The 21,769-nt window shown below is 61.4% G+C and carries 16 protein-coding genes; 8 read left to right on the forward strand and 8 right to left on the reverse strand.

The window, feature by feature from the left end; translation table 11 throughout:
- Positions 1 to 2 precede the first annotated feature (2 nt).
- The 3 genes from PR018_RS04235 to PR018_RS04245 all read left to right on the forward strand — a co-directional run bounded on the left by PR018_RS04235 (position 3) and on the right by PR018_RS04245 (position 4,053).
- Complete coding sequence (locus PR018_RS04235) at positions 3 to 2,186, forward strand: molybdopterin-containing oxidoreductase family protein (RefSeq protein ID WP_142829640.1); 2,184 nt, start codon at positions 3 to 5, stop codon at positions 2,184 to 2,186.
- Positions 2,183 to 2,776: an NUDIX domain-containing protein gene (locus PR018_RS04240; protein ID WP_142829638.1), complete on the forward strand. Its 594-nt coding sequence runs from the start codon at positions 2,183 to 2,185 to the stop codon at positions 2,774 to 2,776. The genes PR018_RS04235 and PR018_RS04240 overlap by 4 nt, the downstream gene beginning before the upstream one ends.
- Before the next feature lie 98 nt (positions 2,777 to 2,874).
- Positions 2,875 to 4,053: an alpha-D-ribose 1-methylphosphonate 5-triphosphate diphosphatase gene (locus PR018_RS04245; protein WP_142829636.1), complete on the forward strand. Its 1,179-nt coding sequence runs from the start codon at positions 2,875 to 2,877 to the stop codon at positions 4,051 to 4,053.
- Between the two features lie 18 nt (positions 4,054 to 4,071).
- On the opposite strand, the gene purN is transcribed toward PR018_RS04245, so the two are convergent.
- Positions 4,072 to 4,761, reverse strand: coding sequence for a phosphoribosylglycinamide formyltransferase (purN, locus tag PR018_RS04250; RefSeq protein WP_142829634.1), 690 nt, complete (start codon positions 4,759 to 4,761; stop codon positions 4,072 to 4,074).
- Complete coding sequence (gene purM, locus PR018_RS04255; RefSeq protein ID WP_142829632.1) at positions 4,758 to 5,831, reverse strand: phosphoribosylformylglycinamidine cyclo-ligase; 1,074 nt, start codon at positions 5,829 to 5,831, stop codon at positions 4,758 to 4,760. The genes purN and purM overlap by 4 nt, the downstream gene beginning before the upstream one ends.
- A 218-nt stretch (positions 5,832 to 6,049) precedes the next feature.
- Here purM and PR018_RS04260 point away from each other — a divergent pair, with 218 nt between their 5' ends.
- The 4 genes from PR018_RS04260 to ppx all read left to right on the forward strand — a co-directional run bounded on the left by PR018_RS04260 (position 6,050) and on the right by ppx (position 11,693).
- Positions 6,050 to 7,180, forward strand: a complete 1,131-nt coding sequence (locus PR018_RS04260; protein WP_142829630.1) for an AI-2E family transporter — start codon at positions 6,050 to 6,052, stop codon at positions 7,178 to 7,180.
- A 7-nt stretch (positions 7,181 to 7,187) separates the two neighbouring features.
- Positions 7,188 to 7,898: a DnaA regulatory inactivator HdaA gene (hdaA, locus tag PR018_RS04265; protein ID WP_142829628.1), complete on the forward strand. Its 711-nt coding sequence runs from the start codon at positions 7,188 to 7,190 to the stop codon at positions 7,896 to 7,898.
- Positions 7,899 to 7,960: 62 nt separating this feature from the next.
- Entirely contained in the window at positions 7,961 to 10,162 is a 2,202-nt protein-coding gene (locus PR018_RS04270; RefSeq protein ID WP_142829626.1) for an RNA degradosome polyphosphate kinase, read from the forward strand.
- Between the two features lie 10 nt (positions 10,163 to 10,172).
- Positions 10,173 to 11,693 (forward strand): exopolyphosphatase, encoded by a 1,521-nt coding sequence (ppx, locus tag PR018_RS04275; RefSeq protein ID WP_142829624.1) that lies wholly within the window; start codon positions 10,173 to 10,175, stop codon positions 11,691 to 11,693.
- 135 nt (positions 11,694 to 11,828) lie between these two features.
- Here the strand turns inward: ppx and PR018_RS04280 are convergent, their stop codons facing one another.
- The 5 genes from PR018_RS04280 to PR018_RS04300 all read right to left on the reverse strand — a co-directional run bounded on the left by PR018_RS04280 (position 11,829) and on the right by PR018_RS04300 (position 18,409).
- Positions 11,829 to 13,187: an esterase-like activity of phytase family protein gene (locus PR018_RS04280; RefSeq protein ID WP_142829622.1), complete on the reverse strand. Its 1,359-nt coding sequence runs from the start codon at positions 13,185 to 13,187 to the stop codon at positions 11,829 to 11,831.
- A gap of 104 nt (positions 13,188 to 13,291) precedes the next feature.
- A complete protein-coding gene (locus PR018_RS04285; RefSeq protein WP_142829620.1) occupies positions 13,292 to 14,365 on the reverse strand; it encodes an adenylate/guanylate cyclase domain-containing protein in 1,074 nt (357 codons plus the stop codon).
- Positions 14,366 to 14,458: 93 nt separating this feature from the next.
- A complete protein-coding gene (gene rnd / locus PR018_RS04290; RefSeq protein WP_142829618.1) occupies positions 14,459 to 15,604 on the reverse strand; it encodes a ribonuclease D in 1,146 nt (381 codons plus the stop codon).
- An 83-nt stretch (positions 15,605 to 15,687) separates the two neighbouring features.
- On the reverse strand, positions 15,688 to 17,079 hold the full coding sequence (locus tag PR018_RS04295) for a multicopper oxidase family protein (protein WP_142829616.1): 1,392 nt from the start codon (positions 17,077 to 17,079) through the stop codon (positions 15,688 to 15,690).
- A 91-nt stretch (positions 17,080 to 17,170) separates the two neighbouring features.
- Complete coding sequence (locus PR018_RS04300; protein ID WP_142829614.1) at positions 17,171 to 18,409, reverse strand: MFS transporter; 1,239 nt, start codon at positions 18,407 to 18,409, stop codon at positions 17,171 to 17,173.
- 225 nt (positions 18,410 to 18,634) lie between these two features.
- Between PR018_RS04300 and aspS the strand changes: the two genes are divergently transcribed.
- Positions 18,635 to 20,425, forward strand: coding sequence for an aspartate--tRNA ligase (gene aspS / locus PR018_RS04305; protein ID WP_142829613.1), 1,791 nt, complete (start codon positions 18,635 to 18,637; stop codon positions 20,423 to 20,425).
- Between the two features lie 117 nt (positions 20,426 to 20,542).
- On the opposite strand, the gene PR018_RS04310 is transcribed toward aspS, so the two are convergent.
- Complete coding sequence (locus PR018_RS04310) at positions 20,543 to 21,733, reverse strand: YdgA family protein (protein ID WP_142829611.1); 1,191 nt, start codon at positions 21,731 to 21,733, stop codon at positions 20,543 to 20,545.
- Positions 21,734 to 21,769: the final 36 nt, after the last annotated feature.

Raw genomic sequence — 21,769 nt, forward strand, 5'->3', positions numbered from 1 at the left:
AAATGTTGCGATGCACCGGTTTTGCTCTTTTTGCCGGCCTCGCCTTGAAATATACAGTTGCGATGAACATTGCGACCCCCATTCCGGCAAAAGCGAGAATCGGCCACACGGCCTGTCCGCACGACTGTCCGTCCACTTGCGCCCTCGACATCGAGATTTCCGAGGACGGCCGCATCGGCCGCGTTCGCGGGGCCGGCGATCATTCCTATACCGCAGGCGTCATCTGCGCCAAGGTCGCCCGATATGCCGAGCGGCTGTACCATCCCGATCGGCTGATGAAGCCTGTCCGGCGCTTGGGCGCTAAGGGCGAAGGGCGATGGGGAGACATTTCCTGGGACGACGCGCTGGATGAGATCGCCAACGCCTTCGTCAAGGCAGAGGCGAAGGACGGAAGCGAAGCCATCTGGCCTTATTTCTACGCCGGCACGATGGGCTGGGTGCAGCGCGACTCGATCGAGCGTTTGCGCCACGCGAAGCGCTATTCCGGGTTCTTCTCGTCGATCTGCACCAACCCGGCCTGGACCGGCTTCACCATGGCGACCGGCGTGTTGCGCGGTCCCGACCCGCGCGAGATGGGGCGTACCGATTGCGTGGTCATCTGGGGCACCAATGCTGTCGTCACCCAGGTCAATGTCATGACCCACGCGATCAAGTCGCGCAAGGAACGTGGCGCCAAGATCGTCGTCATCGATATCTACGACAATCCGACGATGAAGCAGGCCGATCTTGCGCTGATCGTCAGGCCCGGCACCGACGCAGCCCTTGCGTGCGCGGTCATGCATATCGCCTTCCGTGACGGCTATGCCGACCGCGCCTATATGGCGAAATACGCGGACGATCCGGCGGGCCTCGAGGCACATCTGAAGACCCGCACCCCGGCATGGGCCGCCGACATCACCGGTCTGACGGTCGAGGAGATCGAGGCTTTCGGTGCGCTCGTCGGCCGCACGAAGAAGTCCTATTTCCGCCTCGGCTACGGCTTTACCCGCCAGCGCAATGGCGCCATCGCCATGCATGCGGCAGCTTCGATCGCCACCGTACTCGGCTCTTGGCGATACGAGGGCGGCGGCGCCTTCCATTCCAACAGCGATATCTTCCAGATGAGCAGCGCCGAACTGACCGGCCGCGCCATGAAGGACGAGGATATCCGGATGATCGATCAGTCGCAGATCGGCCGGGCGCTGACGGGCGATGCCGAAGCCCTTCGCCATCGCGGCCCGGTGACCGCGATGCTGATCCAGAACACCAATCCCGTCAACATCGCGCCCGAGCAGCGGCTGGTGAAGCGCGGCTTTGCCCGAGACGACCTGTTTGTCGCCGTCCACGAGCAATTCATGACCGACACCGCATCGATGGCCGATATCGTCCTGCCGGCGACGATGTTCGTCGAGCATGACGACATCTACCGTGCCGGCGGCCAGAACCACATCCTGCTCGGCCCAAAACTGGTCGAGCCGCCGAAAACGGTGCGCAGCAACCTCTTTGTGATCGAGGAACTGGCCAAGCGCCTCGGCGTCGCCGACCGCCCGGGTTTCGGCTTCACGGCCCGCGAGATGGTCGACCGCATCCTCGCCGACAGCCATCTTCCGGATTACGACTATTTTCTCGAGCACAAATGGTTCGATCGCCAGCCGGATTTCGACAAGGCGCATTTCATCGACGGCTTTGCCCATCCCGACGGCAAGTTCCGCTTCCGGCCGGACTGGAGCAACCAGCCGGCGCCGAACCGTCCGCCGAAATCGATCGGCCTGCTCGGCCCGCATGCGGAATTGCCGACCTTTCCCGATCAGGTCGACGTGATCGAGGTCGCGGATGCAGAGCATCCATTCCGGCTGGCGACATCGCCGGCCCGAAACTTCCTGAATTCCAGCTTCGCCGAGACCAAGACCTCGCGACAGAAGGAAGGTCGCCCGGAAGTCATGATCAATCCGAGCGATGCCGAAGCGCATGCCATCGCCGATAGTGACCTCGTGCGTATCGGCAATGTCAGGGGCGACATCCGCCTTCACGCCCGCATCACCACCGAGGTCAAGCCCGGCGTGCTGATCGCCGAGGGGCTTTGGCCGAACAGCGCACATGTGGACGGCGAGGGCATCAATGTCCTGACCGGGGCCGATCCTGTCGCGCCCTATGGCGGCGCTGCCGTCCACGACAACAAGGTCTGGCTGCGCAGGGATGTCCAATGACGAAATTTGAGAAAGCCGGCGTGGCAATCGTCGCGCAGACCACGCTGTCGAAGGGCTGGACCGAGCTCAGCAGCTACGACATCGACTACACCGCCTCGGATGGCGCGACCCACCGCCTGAAGCGCGAGATCTACCATCGCACCCCTGCGGCCACGATCCTGCTCTACGATCCCCACAAGGAGACTGTCGTTCTCGTCCGCCAGTTCCGCCTTGCCGCCCATCTGAACGGCGATGCCGGCTGGATGATAGAGACGCCGGCCGGTCTTCTCGACGGGGAGGAGCCGGAAGCAGCCATTCGCCGAGAAGCGATGGAGGAAACCGGATATCACGTGCGCGACGTCAGGTTCCTGTTCAAGGCCTATATGGCACCGGGTGCAGTGACCGAGGTCGTCCACTTCTTCGCTGCCGTCATCGACACCGGCGATCGTTTGTCGGAAGGCGGTGGACTGGTCGAGGAGCACGAGGATATCGAGGTCATGGAAGTGCCGCTATCGGAGGCACTGTCGATGATAGAGACCGGCGCCATCATCGACGGCAAGACGATCATGCTGCTGCAATGGGCTGGGTTGAACCGCGACCGTCTCGCCTGAGCGCTCCCGCTCATTCGGTCGCCGACGTTCATGCAACGGTCATCGACCACGGTTAAGGGCTGCGCCTTGATACGCCGGCATACGCCAAGGAGGTTCCCATGTGGCTCAACAATTTCAAACTCGTCCTTGCCGATGAAGTGATCGACAAAGGCGCCGTCCGGATCGACGACGGGGCGATTGCCGAGATCAGGGCAGAACCTGTGGCGGAGGCCACCTTCGAGGGCGGCGGGCGGTTGCTGATGCCCGGATTTGTCGACCTGCACGGCGACATGATCGAGCGCGAGATCGCGCCGCGGCCGAATGCGATGATGCCGATCGATTTCGGCATCCACGAACTTGACAAGAAACTGGCGGCCTCGGGCATCACCACGGCCTACGCCGCGCTGTCATTCGCGACCGAGAGCGTCTACGGCCATATCCGCTCGTTGGAAAATACGCGTGCCATCATCGAAGGCATCCACCGGCTGAAGGCCGGCCTGCTGGTCGATCATCGCGTTCATGCCCGCTACGAGATCACCAACCTTGCAGCCTCGCCGGTGCTCGAAAAGCTCATCGAGGACGACCTCATCGACATGGTGTCGTTGACCGACCACACGCCGGGCCAGGGTCAATACAACGACGTCGAAGCCTATATGGAGCGGATGTCGGCGCAGAGGGGCATTTCGGCGGAGGCTGCGGCCGAAGTCGTCGCCCTTCGCATGGAACGCCGCAACAATCCCGAGGTTGACAAGCGGCTGCGCGAGATCACCGATCTATCAATGAAGCACCGTATCTCGCTCGCCTCCCATGATGACGACAGTGCCGCCAAAGTCGTCGAGATGAACGGTTTCGGCATCACCATCAGCGAGTTTCCGGTGACGCTCGAAGCTGCAGAGGAAGCCCGTCGGCTCGGGCTGTGGACGCTGATGGGTGCCCCGAATGCGCTGCGTGGCCTGTCGATGATCGGCAACCTCAGTGCGCTCGATGCCGCCCGCGCCGGGCTGCTGACCATCATTGCTGCCGATTATCATCCGGCCGCATTTCTGTCGGCGACCTTCAAGATTGCCGATGCGCTGGAGGGCGACCTTCCTGCAGCCGTTGCAATGGCGAGCCGCAATCCGGCGCGTGCAGCAGGCCTGATGGACCGGGGAGAGATCGCTGTCGGACAGAAGGCCGATCTGATCGCCGTGGAGCCCGGCGCCGTGCCGCGTGTCCGGGCAACATTCCGCAATGGCCGCGTGGTTTACAGCGACGGCACGCTGCACCCGCTGCATCTGCATCCGGCGCTGGTCGCCTGATCGCCGGAAGACTGCCTTTCAGGCCTTGTCTGGGTCGACCAGCAGGGCGATCAGTTTCTTGAGAGCCGGAGGGATCAGCGTTCCGCCGGCCTCGTTGGTGGTGACGGTGACGCCTTTTTCCATCCGCACCTTGCCCTCGGCAATCAGCCTGAGTGCGAGGGGATAGAGCTGGTGCTCGATGGTGAGCACCCGCGCGGCCAGCGTCTGGGCATTATCGTCCACCAGTACGGCGACAGAACCCTGGCCGATGACCGGGCCTTCATCCATGCCCTCGGTGACGAAATGCACGGTACAGCCGACGATCTTCATGCCGGCGTCCAGCGCCCGCTGGTGGGTGTTCAGGCCGGGAAACAGCGGCAGCAGGGAGGGATGGATATTGATGATCCGTCCCTTGTAGCGCTTGATGAAATCGCCGGTCAGAAGCCGCATGTAGCCGGCAAGGCAGATGATGTCTGGTTGAAGCTCGTCGAGCCGCTCAAGGATTGCCGCTTCATGGGCTTCCTTGCTTTTGAAATCACCGCGCGGGATGGCGAAGGCCGGGATGCCTTCCGCTTGTGCCTTGGCAAGGCCAGCAGCCTCGGCCCGGTCGGAAATGACGCCGACAATTTCGGCAGCATAGTCAGGCGCCTGTGCCGCCTTTATCAGCGACATCATGTTGGAACCGGTGCCGGAGATGAAGATGACGGCGCGTTTGCGCGTTTCGCTCATAGGGCGAGGGTTCCTTTGTAGACGGTGCCTGCCGCGCCCTCGGCACGAGCGATCATCCGGCCGAGAACGATGACGCTTTCGCCTTCAGCCTCGAGGGCTTTCGTAACGCGATCGACATTCTCTTCGGCAACGACGACGATCATGCCGACGCCGCAGTTGAAGGTGCGCAGCATCTCGTTCGCCTCGACGCCACCGGTCTTGGCCAGCCACGAGAAGACGGGCGGCACCCTGACGGCGGAAAGATCGATCTCGGCGGCAAGGTTCTTCGGCAGTACGCGCGGTATGTTTTCCGGAAAGCCGCCGCCGGTGATGTGAGCCAGCGCCTTCAGCGCACCGGTCTCGCGGATCGCCTTCAGCAGCGGCTTGACGTAGATGCGGGTCGGCGTCAGCAGCGCCTCGCCGAGGGTCTTTCCCTCGGCAAACGGGGCAGGGGCATCCCATGCGAGGCCGGACAGCGTGACGATCTTGCGTACTAACGAGAAGCCGTTCGAATGGACGCCGGAGGAGGCAAGGCCGAGAATGACGTCGCCCTCGGCGATGTCGCGCGTCGGCAGCAACTGGTGGCGCTCGGCAGCACCGACGGCAAAGCCCGCCAGATCGTAGTCGCCGTCGGAATACATGCCGGGCATTTCGGCGGTCTCGCCGCCGAGCAACGCGCAACCTGCCTCGCGGCAGCCGGCAGCGATGCCTTCGACGATGGCTGCTCCCTGGTCCGTGTCGAGTTTGCCGGTCGCAAAATAATCGAGGAAGAACAAGGGCTCGGCCCCCTGGACGACCAGATCGTTGACGCACATGGCGACAAGATCGATGCCGACGGTGTCGTGATAATTGGCGTCGATGGCGATCTTCAACTTGGTGCCGACGCCGTCATTGGCGGCGACCAGGATCGGGTCGGTAAAGCCTGCGGCCTTCAGGTCGAAAAGGCCGCCGAAACCGCCGATTTCGCCATCCGCACCGGGCCGGCGCGTCGAGCGCACCGCCGGCTTGATTTTCTCGACGAGGAGGTTGCCGGCATCTATGTCGACGCCTGCGTCGCTATAGGTAAGGCCGTTTTTTCCCGACTGGCTCATGCTGCGTCTCCGGTCGGCGCTCTTGCGCCCTGGCAATAGGGTTTTGACCGGGTCGCCATTGCATGGCAAGTCTCTTTATGCAAGGCGTTGGCGATCAAACCCCCGATTTTCACCGACCGTCGGCCGATCCCGCCATTGCCCGTTATCATCTTGACGCTAGTTGAGCGGCTATCCTATGTGCTAATTCAACGTCACCAGCAGCAAAGATCAGGAATATCATGGAGCAACAACCATCGAGCGTCACCGATCTGAAGCGGCAGGTCTTTTTCTGGCTCGCGATCCTGGCTTTCTTCATTGCCTTCCTTTTCCTGTTCAGCTCGATCCTGCTGCCCTTCATCGCCGGCATGGCGATCGCCTATTTTCTCGATCCGGTCGCCGACTGGCTTGAGCGGCGCGGTCTCAGCCGGACCATGGCGACCCTCGTCATCCTCGTCGTTTTCGTGCTGATCTTTGCGCTGGCGCTGACGATCCTGATTCCGATCATCGTCAACCAGTTCAACGACTTCCTGCAGCATTTGCCGGGCTACGTAGAGCAGTTCCAGAAGTTCATCACCAATACGCAGAATTCGATCGTACCGCAGTGGATCCGCAATCAGGCAGGCACGATCAAGGACAACATCTCGACGATCATGTCGGATGGCGTCAGCTTCGTTGCCGGGCTGTTCGGGCAGATCTGGAGTTCCGGCAAAGCGCTGGTCAATATCGTCTCGCTGATGGTCGTCACACCCGTCGTCGCCTTCTACATGCTGCTCGACTGGGATCGCATGATCGCCAAGGTCGACGCCTGGATCCCACGCGAGCATGTCGGTTCCGTCCGCCAGATCGCCCGCGAGATCGACCAGGCAATCGCCGGCTTCATACGCGGCCAGGGCTCGCTGTGCATCATTCTCGGCGTCTACTACGGCGTCGGCCTGTCGCTGGTCGGCCTGAATTTCGGCCTGCTGATCGGCATGTTCGCGGGCATGATCAGCTTCATCCCCTATGTCGGTTCGCTGGTTGGCCTGTTTCTCGCAGCCGGTGTCGCGCTGGTGCAGTTCTGGCCCGACTACCCCTGGATCGCGCTGGTGCTGGCCGTCTTCTTCACTGGCCAGTTTCTGGAGGGGAATATCCTGCAGCCGAAGCTGGTCGGTTCGAGCGTCGGCCTGCATCCGGTGTGGCTGATGTTTGCGCTGTTTGCCTTTAGCATCATGTTCGGCTTCGTCGGCCTGCTGATCGCAGTGCCGGCAGCGGCCGCCTGTGGCGTGCTTGTCCGCTTCGCCCTTTCGCGGTATCTTGAGAGCGACCTTTACCATGGACGCAAGCTGATCCTGCCGGCGCGCAAGGTTATCGACAGCAACATCGAGAAATAAAGCGACCATGAGCGATGTGAGGAAGGCTGATCCGAGGCGCCGCGGCGCCGAGCAGCTGCCGCTGGCATTCGTTCACGATGCCGCCAGCGGCCGCGACGACCTGCGCGTGTCCGCACGGCTTCAGGCAGCCGTTGCCATCGTCGACAGCTGGCCCGCCTGGCCGTCGCCTGTGGTGATCCTGGCTGGCCCCGTCGGCTCAGGCAAATCCCATCTCGCCAGCATCTGGCGCGAGCAGAGCGGCGCCGTCGAGATCCACCCCGTCAAGGGCGCCAATGCCGCGCTTGCAGCGGCTGCGGGACCGGTGATCTTCGAGGATGCGGACAGGGCGGGCTTCGACGACACCGAACTCTTCCATGTTATCAACAGTGTCCGCGAAAACCGCACCAGCCTGATGATCACCAGCCGGTTGTGGCCGATCTCCTGGCCGGTGACACTTCCGGACCTGATCTCGCGTCTCAAGGCGGCAACGACAGTCGAGATCGGCGAGCCCGATGAGGAGTTGCTGTCGCAGGTCATCGTCAAGCTGTTCGCCGACCGCCAGCTTTATATCGATGACAAATTGGTTCTCTATATCGTCGGCCGCATGGAGCGTTCGCTTGGCGCCGCCCAGACCATTGTCGACCGGCTGGATCGCCTGGCCTTGTCACGAGGCACCCGCATCACGCGAGGACTCGCGTCTGAGGTATTGAATGAATTGGGCAATTTCGATTCAATGTGATTGACTGTGACAGTTTCTTCGTCAAATTGATGTCCAACGCAGACAAACAGGGGCAGGTGCATATGGAGTCTTCAGTCGCAGAACTTCCGGAGGAAGGCGAACCGGAGATCGTTGCGAAGCCGCCGATCAGCGATCTGATGAACAGCCCGGAACGCTTCATCAACCGCGAGTTTTCGTGGCTGCAGTTCAATCGGCGCGTCCTTGAAGAGACCCTGAACACGGCCCATCCGCTGCTCGAGCGCGTCCGCTTCCTGTCCATCTCGGCCGCCAACCTCGACGAGTTCTTCATGGTCCGGGTCGCAGGCCTCGAAGGCCAGGTGCGCCAGAACATCGTCGTGCGCAGTCCTGACGGAAAGACCCCGGCCGAGCAGCTGAACGACATCCTGAGGGAGATCGACAACCTGCAGATGGAGCAGCAGGCCTCGCTCGCCGTCCTGCAGCAATACCTCGCCAAGGAAGACATCCTCATCGTCCGATCAGCGGCTCTGTCCGAGGCTGACCGCCAGTGGCTTGCCAACGAATTCGACCAGTCGATCTTTCCCGTTCTGACGCCCCTGTCGATCGACCCGGCCCATCCCTTTCCGTTCATCCCCAATCTCGGCTTCTCCATCGCACTGCAATTGAACAGCATGCGCGGCCACGAGGCGATGACGGCGCTGCTGCGCCTGCCGCCGGCGCTCGATCGCTTCATTCGCCTGCCGGACGCCAATGGCGTCATTCGCTACATCACGCTCGAGGACGTGGTGAACATCTTCATTCATCGTCTTTATCCGGGCTACGAGGTGCAGGGATCCGGCACATTCCGGCTTATCCGTGACAGCGACATCGAGGTCGAGGAAGAGGCCGAAGACCTGGTGAGGTTTTTCGAAACGGCGCTGAAGCGCCGCCGTCGCGGTTCGGTCATCCGCATCGAAACCGATTCCGAAATGCCTGCCCCGCTACGACACTTCGTCGTCACGGCGCTGGGTGTGCCGGACAATCGCGTTGCTGTGCTGCCAGGTCTACTGGCGCTGAACACGCTGTCCGAAATCACCAAGGCTCCGCGCGAAGATCTGCGCTATCAGCCTTACAATGCCCGCTTCCCAGAACGTGTGCGCGAGCACGCGGGCGACTGCTTTGCCGCCATCCGCGAGAAGGACATGGTGGTTCACCACCCTTACGAATCCTTCGACGTCGTCGTCCAGTTCCTGATCCAGGCGGCGCGCGACCCGGACGTGCTGGCGATCAAGCAGACGCTGTACCGCACCTCCAACGACAGCCCTATCGTACGTGCCCTCATCGACGCTGCCGAAATGGGCAAGTCGGTGACGGCGCTGGTCGAATTGAAAGCCCGCTTCGACGAAGAGGCCAACATCCGCTGGGCGCGCGACCTGGAGCGTGCCGGCGTGCAGGTCGTCTTCGGCTTCATCGAATTGAAGACCCACTCCAAGATGTCGCTGGTCGTCCGTCGCGAGGAGGGCAGACTGCGCAGCTACTGCCATCTCGGTACCGGCAACTACCATCCGATCACCGCCAAGATCTACACCGACCTGTCCTACTTCACCTGCAACCCGAAGATCGCCCACGACATGGCGAACATCTTCAATTTCATCACCGGCTATGGCGAGCCTGCCGAGAGCATGGAGATCGCGGTTTCGCCCTACACGCTGCGCTCGCGTATCCTCAAGCACATCGAGCAGGAGATCGTCCACGCAGGCGAGGGGCGTCCGGCTGCGATCTGGATGAAGATGAATTCGCTGGTCGATCCAGAGATCATCGATGCGCTCTATCGCGCCAGCTACGCCGGCGTCGAGATCGACCTCGTCATTCGCGGCATCTGCTGCCTCAGGCCCCAGGTGGCCGGGCTTTCCGAGAATATCCGCGTCAAGTCTATCGTCGGCCGCTTCCTCGAGCACAGCCGCATCTTCTGCTTCGGCAACGGCTATCGCCTGCCGTCGGACAAGGCGCTGGTCTACATCGGATCTGCCGATATGATGCAGCGAAATCTCGACCGGCGCGTCGAGACTCTCGTGCCTCTTCTTAACCCTACGGTACACGAGCAGGTTTTGTCGCAGATCATGCTCGGCAACCTGATTGACAACCAGCAGAGCTACGAGATATTGCCCGACGGTACCTCCAGGCGCATGGAAGTGCGCAAGGGGAAAGAGCCGTTCAACGCGCAGCAGTATTTCATGACCAATCCGAGCCTGTCCGGGCGCGGCGAGGCCCTGAAGTCCAGTGCGCCGAAACTCATTGCCGGCCTGTTGTCGCGCCGGAAGTCATAGCTGGAATCGCATGGTGGAATCAGAAGCTCAGGGGCGCCTTCCCGGAATTGCCCCCGTTTCCGTCGTCGACATCGGCTCAAACTCCGTGCGGCTTGTCGTCTATGAAGGCCTGTCGCGTTCGCCGACGATCCTGTTCAACGAAAAGGTCCTCTGCGGCCTCGGCAAGGGTCTTGCCCTGACTGGCAAGATGGACGAGCAGAGCGTGCTGCGCGCGCTGGCGGCGCTGCACCGGTTTCGGGCTCTCTCCGACCAGGCCCGCGCCCGTACCATGTATGTGCTGGCGACGGCGGCTGCTCGCGAGGCCAGCAATGGCCCCAACTTCATCCATCAGGCGGAAACCATTCTGGGCCGCAAGGTGCGCGTGCTGTCGGGCGAGGAAGAGGCGCTTTTCTCCGCCTATGGCATCATCAGCGGTTTCCACGCTGCGGACGGAATTGCCGGTGATCTCGGCGGCGGATCGCTGGAACTGATCGACATCAAGGGAAACAAGTTCGGCCAGGGGATCACCCTGCCGCTCGGCGGATTGCGACTGTCGGAATATGCCGACGGGTCGCTCGCCAAGGCGCATACCTTTGCCCGCAAGCACGTCCGCACCGCAAAACTGCTCGGTGGTGGCGAGGGACGCACCTTCTATGCGGTCGGCGGCACCTGGCGTAACATTGCCAAGCTGCACATGCAGGTGCGCGATTATCCGCTTCACATGATGCAGGGCTATGAATTGCCGCTCGACGAGATGCTGCGCTTCCTCGATCAGGTGGCCGTCGCCAAGGACAGCAAGGACCCGATCTTCCAGTCCGTCTCGAAGTTTCGGCGCTCGCTCCTGCCCTATGGCGCCATTGCGCTGCAGGAAGTTTTGCTGGCAATGAAGCCGGCGCGCGTCTCCTTCTCGTCGCAGGGCGTGCGCGAGGGCTATCTCTATTCGCTGCTCAACGAGCACGAGCGTCACGCCGATCCTCTGCTCGCCGCTGCCGGCGAACTCGCCATCTTGCGCGCTCGTTCGCCGGAGCACGCACGGGAGCTTGCGGACTGGACCGGCCGCATGATGCCCTTCTTCGGGGTCAATGAGACCGAGGAAGAGAACCGCTACCGCCAGGCTGCGTGCTTGGTGGCCGACATCAGCTGGCGTGCCCATCCCGACTATCGCGGCCTGCAGGCGCTCAACGTCATCGCCAACTCCTCCTTCGTCGGCATTACCCATGCCGGTCGTGCCTTTCTCGCCCTCACCAGCTACTACCGCTACGAGGGCCTGAGCGACGACAGCGCCACCGGCCCGCTGGCGACGATCGCGACGCCGCTCTTCATCGAGCGTGCCAAGCTTCTCGGCGGCCTTCTGCGCGTCGTTTATCTGTTCTCGGCCTCGATGCCCGGCGTCGTCAGGAACCTGACATTCCAGCGGTCCAAAGATCCGGATGTCGACCTCGACTTCGTCGTTCCACCGGAATATCGCGATTTTGCCGGCGAGCGCCTCGACGGGCGCCTGCAGCAACTGGGCAAACTCACCGGCAAGCGCCTGGCGTTCCGCTTCGAATAGCCTCGTCTTTCCTTCTCCCCGTCTGGGAGAAATGCCGAGCCAATGCGAGGCGATGAGGGGAGCCGCAACTTTGGCCGCCGCCCCTCATCTTTCCTTCGGACATCTTCTTCCCGGTAGGGAGAAGACAGATTCAACTTACTTCGCGTTCAGGAACTCGCCGACCTCGAGAAGTACGAACTCGTTGTCGTCAGCCTTGCCGAGTGTCCGGCCGGAAGAGAACGGCAGGTTGTTGTCGTTGCCAACGATGATATGGGTCGCATCGACGCGGTCGACATTCTCGATGGTCACGAACGGCATGTCGTAGAAACCTTCGCCGCCGCCCTGGCGCTTCTTGTTGTTTGGGTCGGCGATGTGCATCAAGTCGATATAGCCGATCTTGCGCACGGCCTTTCCGACGTTTTCTTCGGTCATTTCGATCTTGTAGACGCGCTTGTGCTTGGCGGCGACGGCAAAGCAATCGGGCTTTGGCGCCTTCGGATCGGCGCAGACCTTGTCGCCGGTGCCGGCACCGTTGTCGCGTTCGATCACCAGCCCGGTGCTGGCATCGAGCATGTTGAAATCGCCGATCGATTCGCCGCCGGGCGAGAACGGATAGAGCCAGGAGCGTCCGGTCCAGTTTTTCGCAGCAACGTCGAGTTCGATGATCCGCAGTGCGGGCTGGCCGTCGACCTTCTCCACAGACCCGTCATCCTGATAGAGCGCGCCTTCCAGCAGAGCATAAAGCTTTGTGCCGTCCGGCGACTTCGCAAGCCCCTCAAAGCCACGCGAGCGAGCGAGATTGAAGGCAGGCAGCTTGAGTGTGGGGTTGGCCGGCAGCGAGATCGTCGGATTGTCGGGGGATTTGACCGGCTTGCCGTTGACGACGGTGGATATCACGTCGGTCAGTCGGCCCTCGGTGTCGAAATGCAGCATGTAGGGACCGAATTCCTCGCCCGTCCAGAAACCGTCGGCTACGGGCTGGATCGATTCGACGTCGAAATCGGCACCGGTGAGGTAGCGCTTCTCGGCGCCTTCGAGAACGATCGGGAAGGGCGCCTTCTTGTCCGGGTCGGAGAGGAAGACTGTTTTCAGAACCTCGACCTTGCCGCTATCCCAGTCGAATTTGAGGTGGTGATACATTAGCGCTGCATCGCTGGAATTCGCCTTCGAGCCAAATCCGTTGTCGGAGAGGCTCCAGAAGGTGCCGTCCGGCATGGTCTTGATGCCGGAGAAACCCTGCACGGCCTGACCATCGAAGGGCAGCGCGAGATCGGTTTTCACCAAGCCGTCCATGCCGGGGACGCTGCCGAGAACGGTGGCGCGCTTGCGGTCGGGAGTGGTGAATTTACCGGCCGTCTTCAGGAAGTCCGGCGCATCGGCAGGCGCTGCAATGATCGTGTTAGCAGGCAGAATGGCCTGTGCGGTCAGGGTTGCCGGAAAGGCCTTTTCCTCGGCGAAAGCCTGAGACGACATCAAGAGGGAAAGCGCCACGGAGGCGTAAAGGATTTTGGTCATGATTCTCACCAGTTCCGGTCGGGATTGACGCCCGAGGAGTTACGGCGGGATCGTGTCTGTGAGATTATACTCGGATTAAGTTTTGATGACAGCGAACCACAACTTCAGGACGCCTTGCCGAGATTGAGCGAAAGCTGCGATGGCGGGCGGGCAATTCCGTCGCCAAGGTCGGTCAGAGCGACGACCCCGACCTCCCGGCCACGTCCCTTGACGGCGTGGTTGCCGAGATATTCCGCATGGATGCCTTTGGGCAATGTCATGAGGTCGGCAAGGTCGGACGAGATCAGGACATGCCTTTCCAATGTCTTCGAAAGACCCTCGAGGCGGGCCGTGGTGTTCACCGTGTCTCCGAAATAGGTGATCTTGTGACGATCGACGCCGATTTCCGCCGTGATCACCGACCCGCCGTGCAGGGCTGCGCGCAGACGCGGGACCTGGCCGTAGACCTTCAGCCAGACATCCTTGTTCTTCTCGATGTTTGCAAAGATATCGAAAATGCAACGGACGCAGCAGCCGTTCTTGATGCCGCGTTGCAGCGGCCACGTGACGATGGCGGCATCGCCGATGTAATCGTCTATGGCACCGTTATGGCGACGGATCTGTTCGGCGAATGTCCCGAACAGCGAGCCGAGATATTGCTGTGTCCTGAGGTCGCCGTGTTGCTCTGCAAATGCCGTGGAGCCGACCAGATCGATAAACAGAAAGACACGTTCCTCCGGCACCGGATTGCGGTAGCGGCCTGTCAGCAAACTGATGAAGACATCGCGGCCCAGCAGCTCGCGGACACGCATGATGAAAACCATCAGGGCGGTGACCGACAGCGCATAGACAAGAACCTCGGCGGACAGGATGGTCGCCTCCGCCCAGCTCGTGTTGGTTATGCCCATGATTTTCAGCAGGCTGCCAGAAATCGCATAGCCGACGCTGATGAGCGCAAGGTCGATCATCAGCGCGATGGGAATATAGGCCGGTGTCGGCAGCCGATGGACGCGATAGTAAAGACCGGGCAGCACCAGTCCACGCTCAAAGACCAGCACAGGCATGCCGGTCGTCAGGGCAAAGATGGCGCCGATATAGAAGTGCGATTCGGGATAGAAAGCCGCGCCGTAAAAAACACCGGACAACGCAACGACGGCAGCGATAGCAAGCCAGTTCAACGCCGTGGGCAGAGTTCGCATGGTTCGTTCCGACAGGCAGATGACAGACGTCTGCCGTTATTGATCCCGCCCAACTGCTGCGGTCAAGCCTTTTCGGTCCGAAGACGGTTCCCGCTAGATGGCGATCGTCTCCACCTTCTTGTCTACAAACCGCAGCGCAACCTCGCCCTTTATGAGTTTCAGCGCGGTATCGCCGAACAAGTCTCGACGCCAGCCGGAGAGGGCCGGTACGTCGGCCTTGTCGCCTTCTGCAGCGATCCGTTCGATGTCTTCGCTGTTGGCGATCACTTTCGGCGCAACGGCGTTCTTTTCCGCAATCAGCTTCAAAAGGACTTTGAGTAGCTCGGCAGCAGCAGCTGTTCCCTCCGGGGCCTGCGTGTGACGCGGAACATGCGGCATGTCGGCCTTCGGCATGTCCAGCGCGGCGTTGATAGCCTCCAGCACCGCGCCGCCGGCCGACGAGCGCTCCCAGCCCTTCGGAACGGTGCGCAGGCGGCCGAATGCCTCCACGTCACGCGGCTGCTGCTGGGCGATCTCGTAGATCGCATCGTCCTTCAGCACCCGCGAGCGCGGCACGTTGCGGCTGCGGGCCTCGCGCTCGCGCCAGGCGGCTACATACTTCAGCACGGCCAGTTCCTGCGGCTTGCGCAGCCGCATCTTCAGCCGCTGCCACGCATCGTCCGGATGCAGGTCATAGGTGTCGCGCGATTCGAGGATCGCCATTTCCTCGGCAAGCCAGGAGGCGCGGCCTTCGCGTTCGAGTTCGTCACGCAGGAAGATATAGACGTCGCGCAGGTGGGTAACGTCGGCAAGCGCGTAGTCGAACTGCTTTTCCGTCAGCGGACGGCGTGTCCAGTCGGTAAAGCGCGAGGTCTTGTCGATCTGGATATTCTTGATACGGCTGACAAGCTGGTCATAGGAGACCGAGTCGCCGAAGCCGCAGACCATCGCAGCAATCTGCGTGTCGAACACCGGATGCGGGATCAGGTTTCCGCGATTGTAGATGATTTCGATGTCCTGGCGCGAGGCATGGAATACCTTCAGCACCGAGGTGTCGGCCATCAGCGCGAAAAACGGCGCAAGATCGATGCCGGGCGCCAACGGATCGACAATGACCTCGGTTGTCGGGCTCGCCATCTGTATCAGGCAAAGCACCGGCCAGAAGGTCGTCTCGCGAAGAAATTCGGTATCGATGGTGATGAATTCTGACTTGGCCAGCTCTTGGCAGGCCGCCTCTAATTCGGCGGTAGTTACGATCATTTGGACACATTCATACGAAATTAGTTCTTGAACCTTCCTTTCCCTTTCGCTTCGATATGTCAATAAGCTGACGAGCCCGAAGGCTAAACGACCCGCAGATAGCTGGTCATGCCAGTCTTTTGATGCTCGATGATGTGACAATGCAGCAGCCAGTCGCCGGGATTGTCTGCGACGAAGCCAAGCTGGACCTTTTCGTTCGGCTGAATGAGATAGGTGTCGGAGACGAATGGCTGGACAGCGCCGGTTGTCGAGGAAAGCACCGTGAAGCTCATCCCGTGAAGGTGTATGGGATGGGAGTGCGGCGTCAGGTTTTCCATGTCGAACACATAGCTCTTGCCAAGCTTCAGTTCCGCCAGCGGCGCCGTCGGGTCCGGCGTGTCGCCCGGCCATGGCACCTTGTTGATGGCCCAGAAACTGTAGCCGAGCGAGCCGCAGATGCTGTCGGTCGACGTATCCTCCGCCGTCGCGCTGAGGATGATCGGGATATGCTCCGCGGCCCCGACATCGGCCTTGGCCACCGGGTTTGCGGCCAGCGGCGCCAGATCGCCCATGTCGCGCTTGAGCGAGCTACCGACCGCCTTCAGCGTCGCCAGCGTCTTCGGGCTGGTACCATGGATATCCTCAAGCGTGACAAGCGCCCCTTCGCTGTCCGGCATGCGGATGGCCAGTTCCAGCCGCTGGCCCGGCCCGAGTTGCAGCACGTCGAGAGGAAAGCGCTTTGGCACCGGGTTGCCGTCGATGGCGATGACTGCAGCCTCTGCGCCAGCGATCTTGAAGGAAAATATCCGCGTCACGTCGGTAATCGCCAGCCGCAGCCTGACGAGGCCGCCGGCGGGCGCGTCGTATTGCGGTTCGATCTGCCAGTTGGCCGAACGTACCGTGCCGTAGGTTCCGGACCGTGCCGAGTCGCGCGGCTTGAACTGGGCGATGAACTGTCCGTCGCCACCAAGCCGCCAGTCGCGCAGGTTGACGACGATCTCGGCATCGAATTGCGGATCCTTCGGATTATCGACGACGATCACCCCGGTCATGCCGTGGCCCATCTGGATCAGAGTGTTGCAATGGGGATGATACCAGAAGGTGCCCGCATCCGGCGGCGTGAAGGCATATTCGAATTTTTCGCCGGTATAGACATAGGGCTGTGTCAGGAATGGCACCCCGTCCATCGCATTGGGGATACGCATGCCGTGCCAGTGGATGGTCGTCGGCTCGTCGATGCCGTTGATCAGTCTTGCGGCAAAGGGTTCGCCCTGGCGCATGCGCAACACCGGCGGCATGCCATCGGCGCCATAAGTCAGCACGTCCCTGGTCATCTCGGTGCCGGTGATGTTGGCCTGGATCTTGTTTGATTTCAAGATAACCGGTTCCGGCGCTGCCTGGGCACGTCCGAAGCGACCCGCCAGACCCATGCCGACACCGTAAACGCCGGCTACGGCTGAAGCCTTGATGAGATTGCGGCGGGTGAAAACGGCCATGCTATGCTCCGGACGGGGTCTAACCGGTCCTGTTTAAAGTTGAGCGCAGTATTCAGCAATAGCACCTGTTTGGCCAAACTGCCGCAGTCACCTATTGTTTATCGCGCTCGGAAGGCGGCGTGGCGAGCTTGTTGAAATAGGTCGAGGTCCGCAGCAGATTGCGAAACCGCATGCTGCGCCGCTCCGTCGGCACGCCCTCGCGCACCGTCATCCGCTGCAGTGTGTAGAGCATGAAGAAAAATAGCACGGCGGCCATGTAAATAAACAGCACGCGCGGGCCGAACCTGTCGAGCATGAAGGCTGCAAACATCGGCCCGACGATGGCGCCTACCGACCAGAAAAACAGCGTGCCTGCCGAGACCAGGGCATGTTGGCCCTTGGCGGCGTGATCGTTGGCGTGGGCCGAGCAGAGCGAGTAAAGCGGCATGCAGAAGGCGCCGAACATGAAGATGCCGACGAAATTGCGCCATTCGCTGCTGCCCGCGACAAGCGCCAGGAACAGGCAGCCGATCAGCGCGCCAACGGACGAGACGAGGATGATGAGCCGCCGGTCGAGCCTGTCGGAATAGGCTCCGAGCGGATATTGCAGCACGATGCCGGCAAAGATCCCGACGCTCATGAAGGTTGCGATCCCCGTCACCGACAGGCCGATGCCCTGCGCATAGACCGGACCCAGCGAGCGGAACACCGAGTTCGTCAGCCCGACGACGACGCAGCCGACGGTGGCGAGCGGCGATATCCGCCATAGCGTCTTGATATCGAAGCGAATGGCCTCCGGTGCGCCCGGGCTCGAGCGGTCGGCAAAGGAGATCGGTACGAGCGACAGGCTGAGCGCCATCGATATGATGGCAAACAGCTGGAACCCGTCGATGCCGACGGACGGGATCAGGTATTGCGCCAGCGTCACCGAGCCGAGGTCGACAAAACGGTAGACCGACAGCGTCCGAGCCCGGTTGGAGTTGGTCACGCGGGCGTTCAGCCAGCTTTCCACAACAGCAAACAGCCCTGCAAAACACAGGCCCTGCACGAGCCGCATGCTGAACCAGAACCATGGCACGATCAGCAGCACCATGGCGATCGAGGCGGCGGATGCGATCGCAGCCAGCGCAGAGAAGGCGCGGATATGGCCGATGGAGCGGATGATGCGGGTGACATAGACGCAGCCGATGGCAAAGCCGATATTGTAGCCGGTGCCGACAAGCCCGATGGTCGAGGCCGAAAAGCCCTCGTGCAGGGCGCGCAGCGAGATGAACGTCGCCTGCAGGCCGTTGCCACCGATCAGGATACCGGCCGTGACGAGCAAGGGAATAAGGGGTCGGATCTGGCTCATCGGGGAGGGCCTGCAAACGAATCGAACCATGACCGCGACCGGCCCGGCAACATGGCTGTCTTTCTAGGCGGGGTTTGGCTATAAAGACAACCTCAAACGCGACGAGGCGTGGCAAGTCTTGACAAATGAGGCAGGCCATGCGCTTTTCCGCCCGATTTTCTCGACGGGGAGATCGCGGCATTTCGACCGCTTCTGCCACCGTCCGCCAAGCCCAGGAATGATAAAATGCATCGCTATCGCAGCCATACATGCGCCGCTCTCAGCAAGTCCGACGTCGGGTCGACCGTGCGCATCTCCGGCTGGGTCCACCGCGTCCGCGACCACGGCGGCCTGCTGTTCATCGACCTTCGCGACCACTATGGAATGACGCAGATCGTTGTCGATCCGGACTCACCTGCCTTCAAACAGGCTGAACTGGTCCGCGGCGAATGGGTCATCCGCGTCGATGGCCTCGTCAAGGCACGCACCGAGGACACCGTCAACAAGACGATGCCGACAGGCGAGATCGAACTCTACGCACAGGAGATCGAGATACTCTCGGTCGCCAAGGAACTGCCGCTGCCAGTGTTCGGCGAGCCCGATTATCCGGAAGACGTGCGTCTGAAGTATCGCTTCCTCGACCTTCGCCGCGAGACGCTGCACAAGAACATCGTCAAGCGCAGCCAGATCATTTCCGACATCCGCAACCGCATGACGTCGGCCGGCTTCGGCGAATACACCACGCCGATCCTGACGGCCTCGTCGCCGGAAGGCGCGCGCGACTTCCTGGTGCCGTCGCGCATCCATCCCGGCACGTTCTTCGCGCTGCCGCAGGCGCCGCAGCAGTACAAGCAGTTGTTGATGGTGGCAGGCTTCGACCGCTACTTCCAGATCGCGCCCTGCTTCCGCGACGAAGACCCGCGCGCCGACCGCCTGCCGGGCGAATTCTACCAGCTCGACATGGAAATGAGCTTTGTCACCCAGGAAGATGTCTGGGACACGATGGCGCCGATCATGACATCCGTCTTCGAGCAGTTCGCCGAAGGCAAGCCGGTTACCAAGGACTGGCCGCGCATTCCCTATGACGTGTCGATCCGCAAATACGGTTCCGACAAGCCCGACCTTCGCAACCCGATCGAGATGCAGGCCGTCACCGAGCACTTTGCAGGCTCCGGCTTCAAGGTGTTCGCCGGCATGATCGCGTCGAACCCGAAGGTCGAAGTCTGGGCGATCCCGGCCAAGACCGGCGGTTCCAGAGCGTTCTGCGACCGCATGAACGCCTGGGCCCAGAGCCTCGGCCAGCCAGGATTGGGTTACATCTTCTGGAAGGAAGAGGACGGCAAGATCGTCGGCTCCGGTCCGCTGGCGAAGAACATCGGCGAGGAGCGTACAGAAGCGTTGCGCGTGCAACTCGGCCTGGAAGCCGGCGACGCCAGCTTCTTTGTCGCCGGCGAGCCTGCCAAGTTCTACAAGTTTGCAGGCGAGGCGCGCACCAAGGCTGGCGAAGACCTGAACCTCGTCGACCGTGATCGCTTCGAGCTTTGCTGGATCATCGACTTCCCGTTCTACGAATGGAGCGAGGAAGACAAGAAGATCGACTTCGCGCACAACCCGTTCTCGATGCCACAGGGTGGCCTCGAGGCGCTGAACACGCAGGAACCGCTTTCGCTGAAGGCGTATCAGTACGACGCCGTCTGCAACGGCTTCGAGATTGCCTCGGGCTCGATCCGTAACCAGTCGCCGGAAGCCATGGTCAAGGCCTTCGAACTGGTCGGCCTCAGCCAGACCGATGTCGAGGAACGTTTTGGTGGCATGTACCGTGCATTCCAGTACGGCGCCCCTCCGCACGGCGGTTGCGCCTTCGGTATCGACCGCGTCGTGATGCTACTGCTGGGTGCGAAGAACCTGCGCGAGATCACGCTGTTCCCGATGAACCAGCAGGCCCAGGACCTGCTGATGAACGCGCCTTCGCCGGCAGCACCGAAGCAGCTCATGGAGCTGTCTCTGCGCGTTATTCCGCCGATCAAGAAGGACTGATCTCGGTCTTCAGGCCGTTGTAAATTGGAACCCGGTGGCGAAAGCTGCCGGGTTTTTTGCAACAAAAAACCCGGCGATACAATCGCCGGGTTGCATTCAGGCAATCGACACTGACGATCAGTCGTTCGCGCTTACTTTCAGGCCGATGACTTTCGGGATGGTGTTCGGCGCGCCCATGGCGGCGCCGACGATCATCGGGAAGGGGACCGGCTTTTCCGGCGAAGCATTCAGCGTGAAGCTCTGCGGATTGTCGAGGTAGCTGTTGATCGCGGCAGAGACCGAGTTCTGCAGTTCCGGGATGTTCAACTGCGCCAGCATGATTGGCGCTAGCCCCTTCAACGTGTTGGCCATCTGGGCGCCAGAGACGTTCTGCGTCGAGCCGGCATAATCCAGCAGGCGCTTGGTGATGGAGGCGTCCTTGAAGTGGATCTCGGCGCTGTCGAGTGTCAGCTGCTGCATCAGCCCCATCATGGCAAGGCCGGTGGCCTGCTGGGCTGCCTGCTTGTCAGGGTTTGCCTGCGCAGCCTTTGCGGCCTCCTGCAGCGATTTCATGAATTCCATCGTGTAGCCGGAGATCGCCAGCGACAGGTCGAGGCGGCCGATATTGTCGAGGTCGAGGCCGAGGTCTTCGACAGTGACGGTGCCGGGCTTGATATCCCAGCTGCCCTTCATCGTCAGGGCGCCGGAAACGTGCTGCAGGGCAAGCTTGTTGATGGTGTCCTGCGATGCCGGATCCTTGACATCGGACAGGTCCGCCTTGATGGCGTTGACGTTGCCCGTAAATTCAAAACCGGAATCGTCATGGGTCGGCGTCAGCGCGAAATCCATGTCCTTAACCGACAAGACTTCCTTGCCTTCCTTGGTGACCGCCAGCGGACCCGTATGGGCTTTGGAATAGAGCAGCATTCCGTCGATGCCTTCAGCATTGGCGTCGGCCGGTACTGTTACTCCACCCAGGAACATGTCGCTTGCAGTGTAGGTCACGCCCTCGTTGGTCACCGAAATATCCGGAAACGTCACTTTGTCGATAGCGTAGCCGCCGTCACTTTCTTCCGTGACATCGCTCATCGTCACCTTGCCGAGGGGAACGCCCTGGCCGCCGGACAGCGGCTTGAACGAAGCGCCCTTGAGCGTCACCGTCGTGTCGTCGACCTCGACGCTGTCAGCTGCAAGACTGACGCCCTGGATAGCGTAGGCAGCATTCATCTTCTTCAGCAGATCGTTGCCATCGAGCGCGAAGGCCGAGCTTGCGAGCGAAAGAATGGCGGCGCTGGACAGCATCAGCCGGGTTGTCCGGTAAAAAGTCATGTCGGGCTTTTCCTCATTGGCCAAGTGACAAATAGA

It is taken from the genome of Rhizobium rhododendri, assembly GCF_007000325.2.
Lineage (GTDB): Bacteria > Pseudomonadota > Alphaproteobacteria > Rhizobiales > Rhizobiaceae > Rhizobium > Rhizobium rhododendri.

Excerpts from the sequence above, each read along its gene's own strand:
- PR018_RS04280 (WP_142829622.1), bottom strand. The coding sequence starts at position 13,187 with ATGACCAAAATCCTTTACGCCTCCGTGGCGCTTTCCCTCTTGATGTCG.
- PR018_RS04245 (WP_142829636.1), top strand. The coding sequence starts at position 2,875 with ATGTGGCTCAACAATTTCAAACTCGTCCTTGCCGATGAAGTGATCGAC.
- aspS (WP_142829613.1), top strand. The coding sequence starts at position 18,635 with ATGCATCGCTATCGCAGCCATACATGCGCCGCTCTCAGCAAGTCCGAC.
- PR018_RS04285 (WP_142829620.1), bottom strand. The coding sequence starts at position 14,365 with ATGCGAACTCTGCCCACGGCGTTGAACTGGCTTGCTATCGCTGCCGTC.
- PR018_RS04295 (WP_142829616.1), bottom strand. The coding sequence starts at position 17,079 with ATGGCCGTTTTCACCCGCCGCAATCTCATCAAGGCTTCAGCCGTAGCC.
- ppx (WP_142829624.1), top strand. The coding sequence starts at position 10,173 with ATGGTGGAATCAGAAGCTCAGGGGCGCCTTCCCGGAATTGCCCCCGTT.
- rnd (WP_142829618.1), bottom strand. The coding sequence starts at position 15,604 with ATGATCGTAACTACCGCCGAATTAGAGGCGGCCTGCCAAGAGCTGGCC.
- purN (WP_142829634.1), bottom strand. The coding sequence starts at position 4,761 with ATGAGCGAAACGCGCAAACGCGCCGTCATCTTCATCTCCGGCACCGGT.
- PR018_RS04300 (WP_142829614.1), bottom strand. The coding sequence starts at position 18,409 with ATGAGCCAGATCCGACCCCTTATTCCCTTGCTCGTCACGGCCGGTATC.
- PR018_RS04260 (WP_142829630.1), top strand. The coding sequence starts at position 6,050 with ATGGAGCAACAACCATCGAGCGTCACCGATCTGAAGCGGCAGGTCTTT.
- PR018_RS04240 (WP_142829638.1), top strand. The coding sequence starts at position 2,183 with ATGACGAAATTTGAGAAAGCCGGCGTGGCAATCGTCGCGCAGACCACG.
- PR018_RS04310 (WP_142829611.1), bottom strand. The coding sequence starts at position 21,733 with ATGACTTTTTACCGGACAACCCGGCTGATGCTGTCCAGCGCCGCCATT.
- purM (WP_142829632.1), bottom strand. The coding sequence starts at position 5,831 with ATGAGCCAGTCGGGAAAAAACGGCCTTACCTATAGCGACGCAGGCGTC.
- PR018_RS04235 (WP_142829640.1), top strand. The coding sequence starts at position 3 with ATGTTGCGATGCACCGGTTTTGCTCTTTTTGCCGGCCTCGCCTTGAAA.
- PR018_RS04270 (WP_142829626.1), top strand. The coding sequence starts at position 7,961 with ATGGAGTCTTCAGTCGCAGAACTTCCGGAGGAAGGCGAACCGGAGATC.
- hdaA (WP_142829628.1), top strand. The coding sequence starts at position 7,188 with ATGAGCGATGTGAGGAAGGCTGATCCGAGGCGCCGCGGCGCCGAGCAG.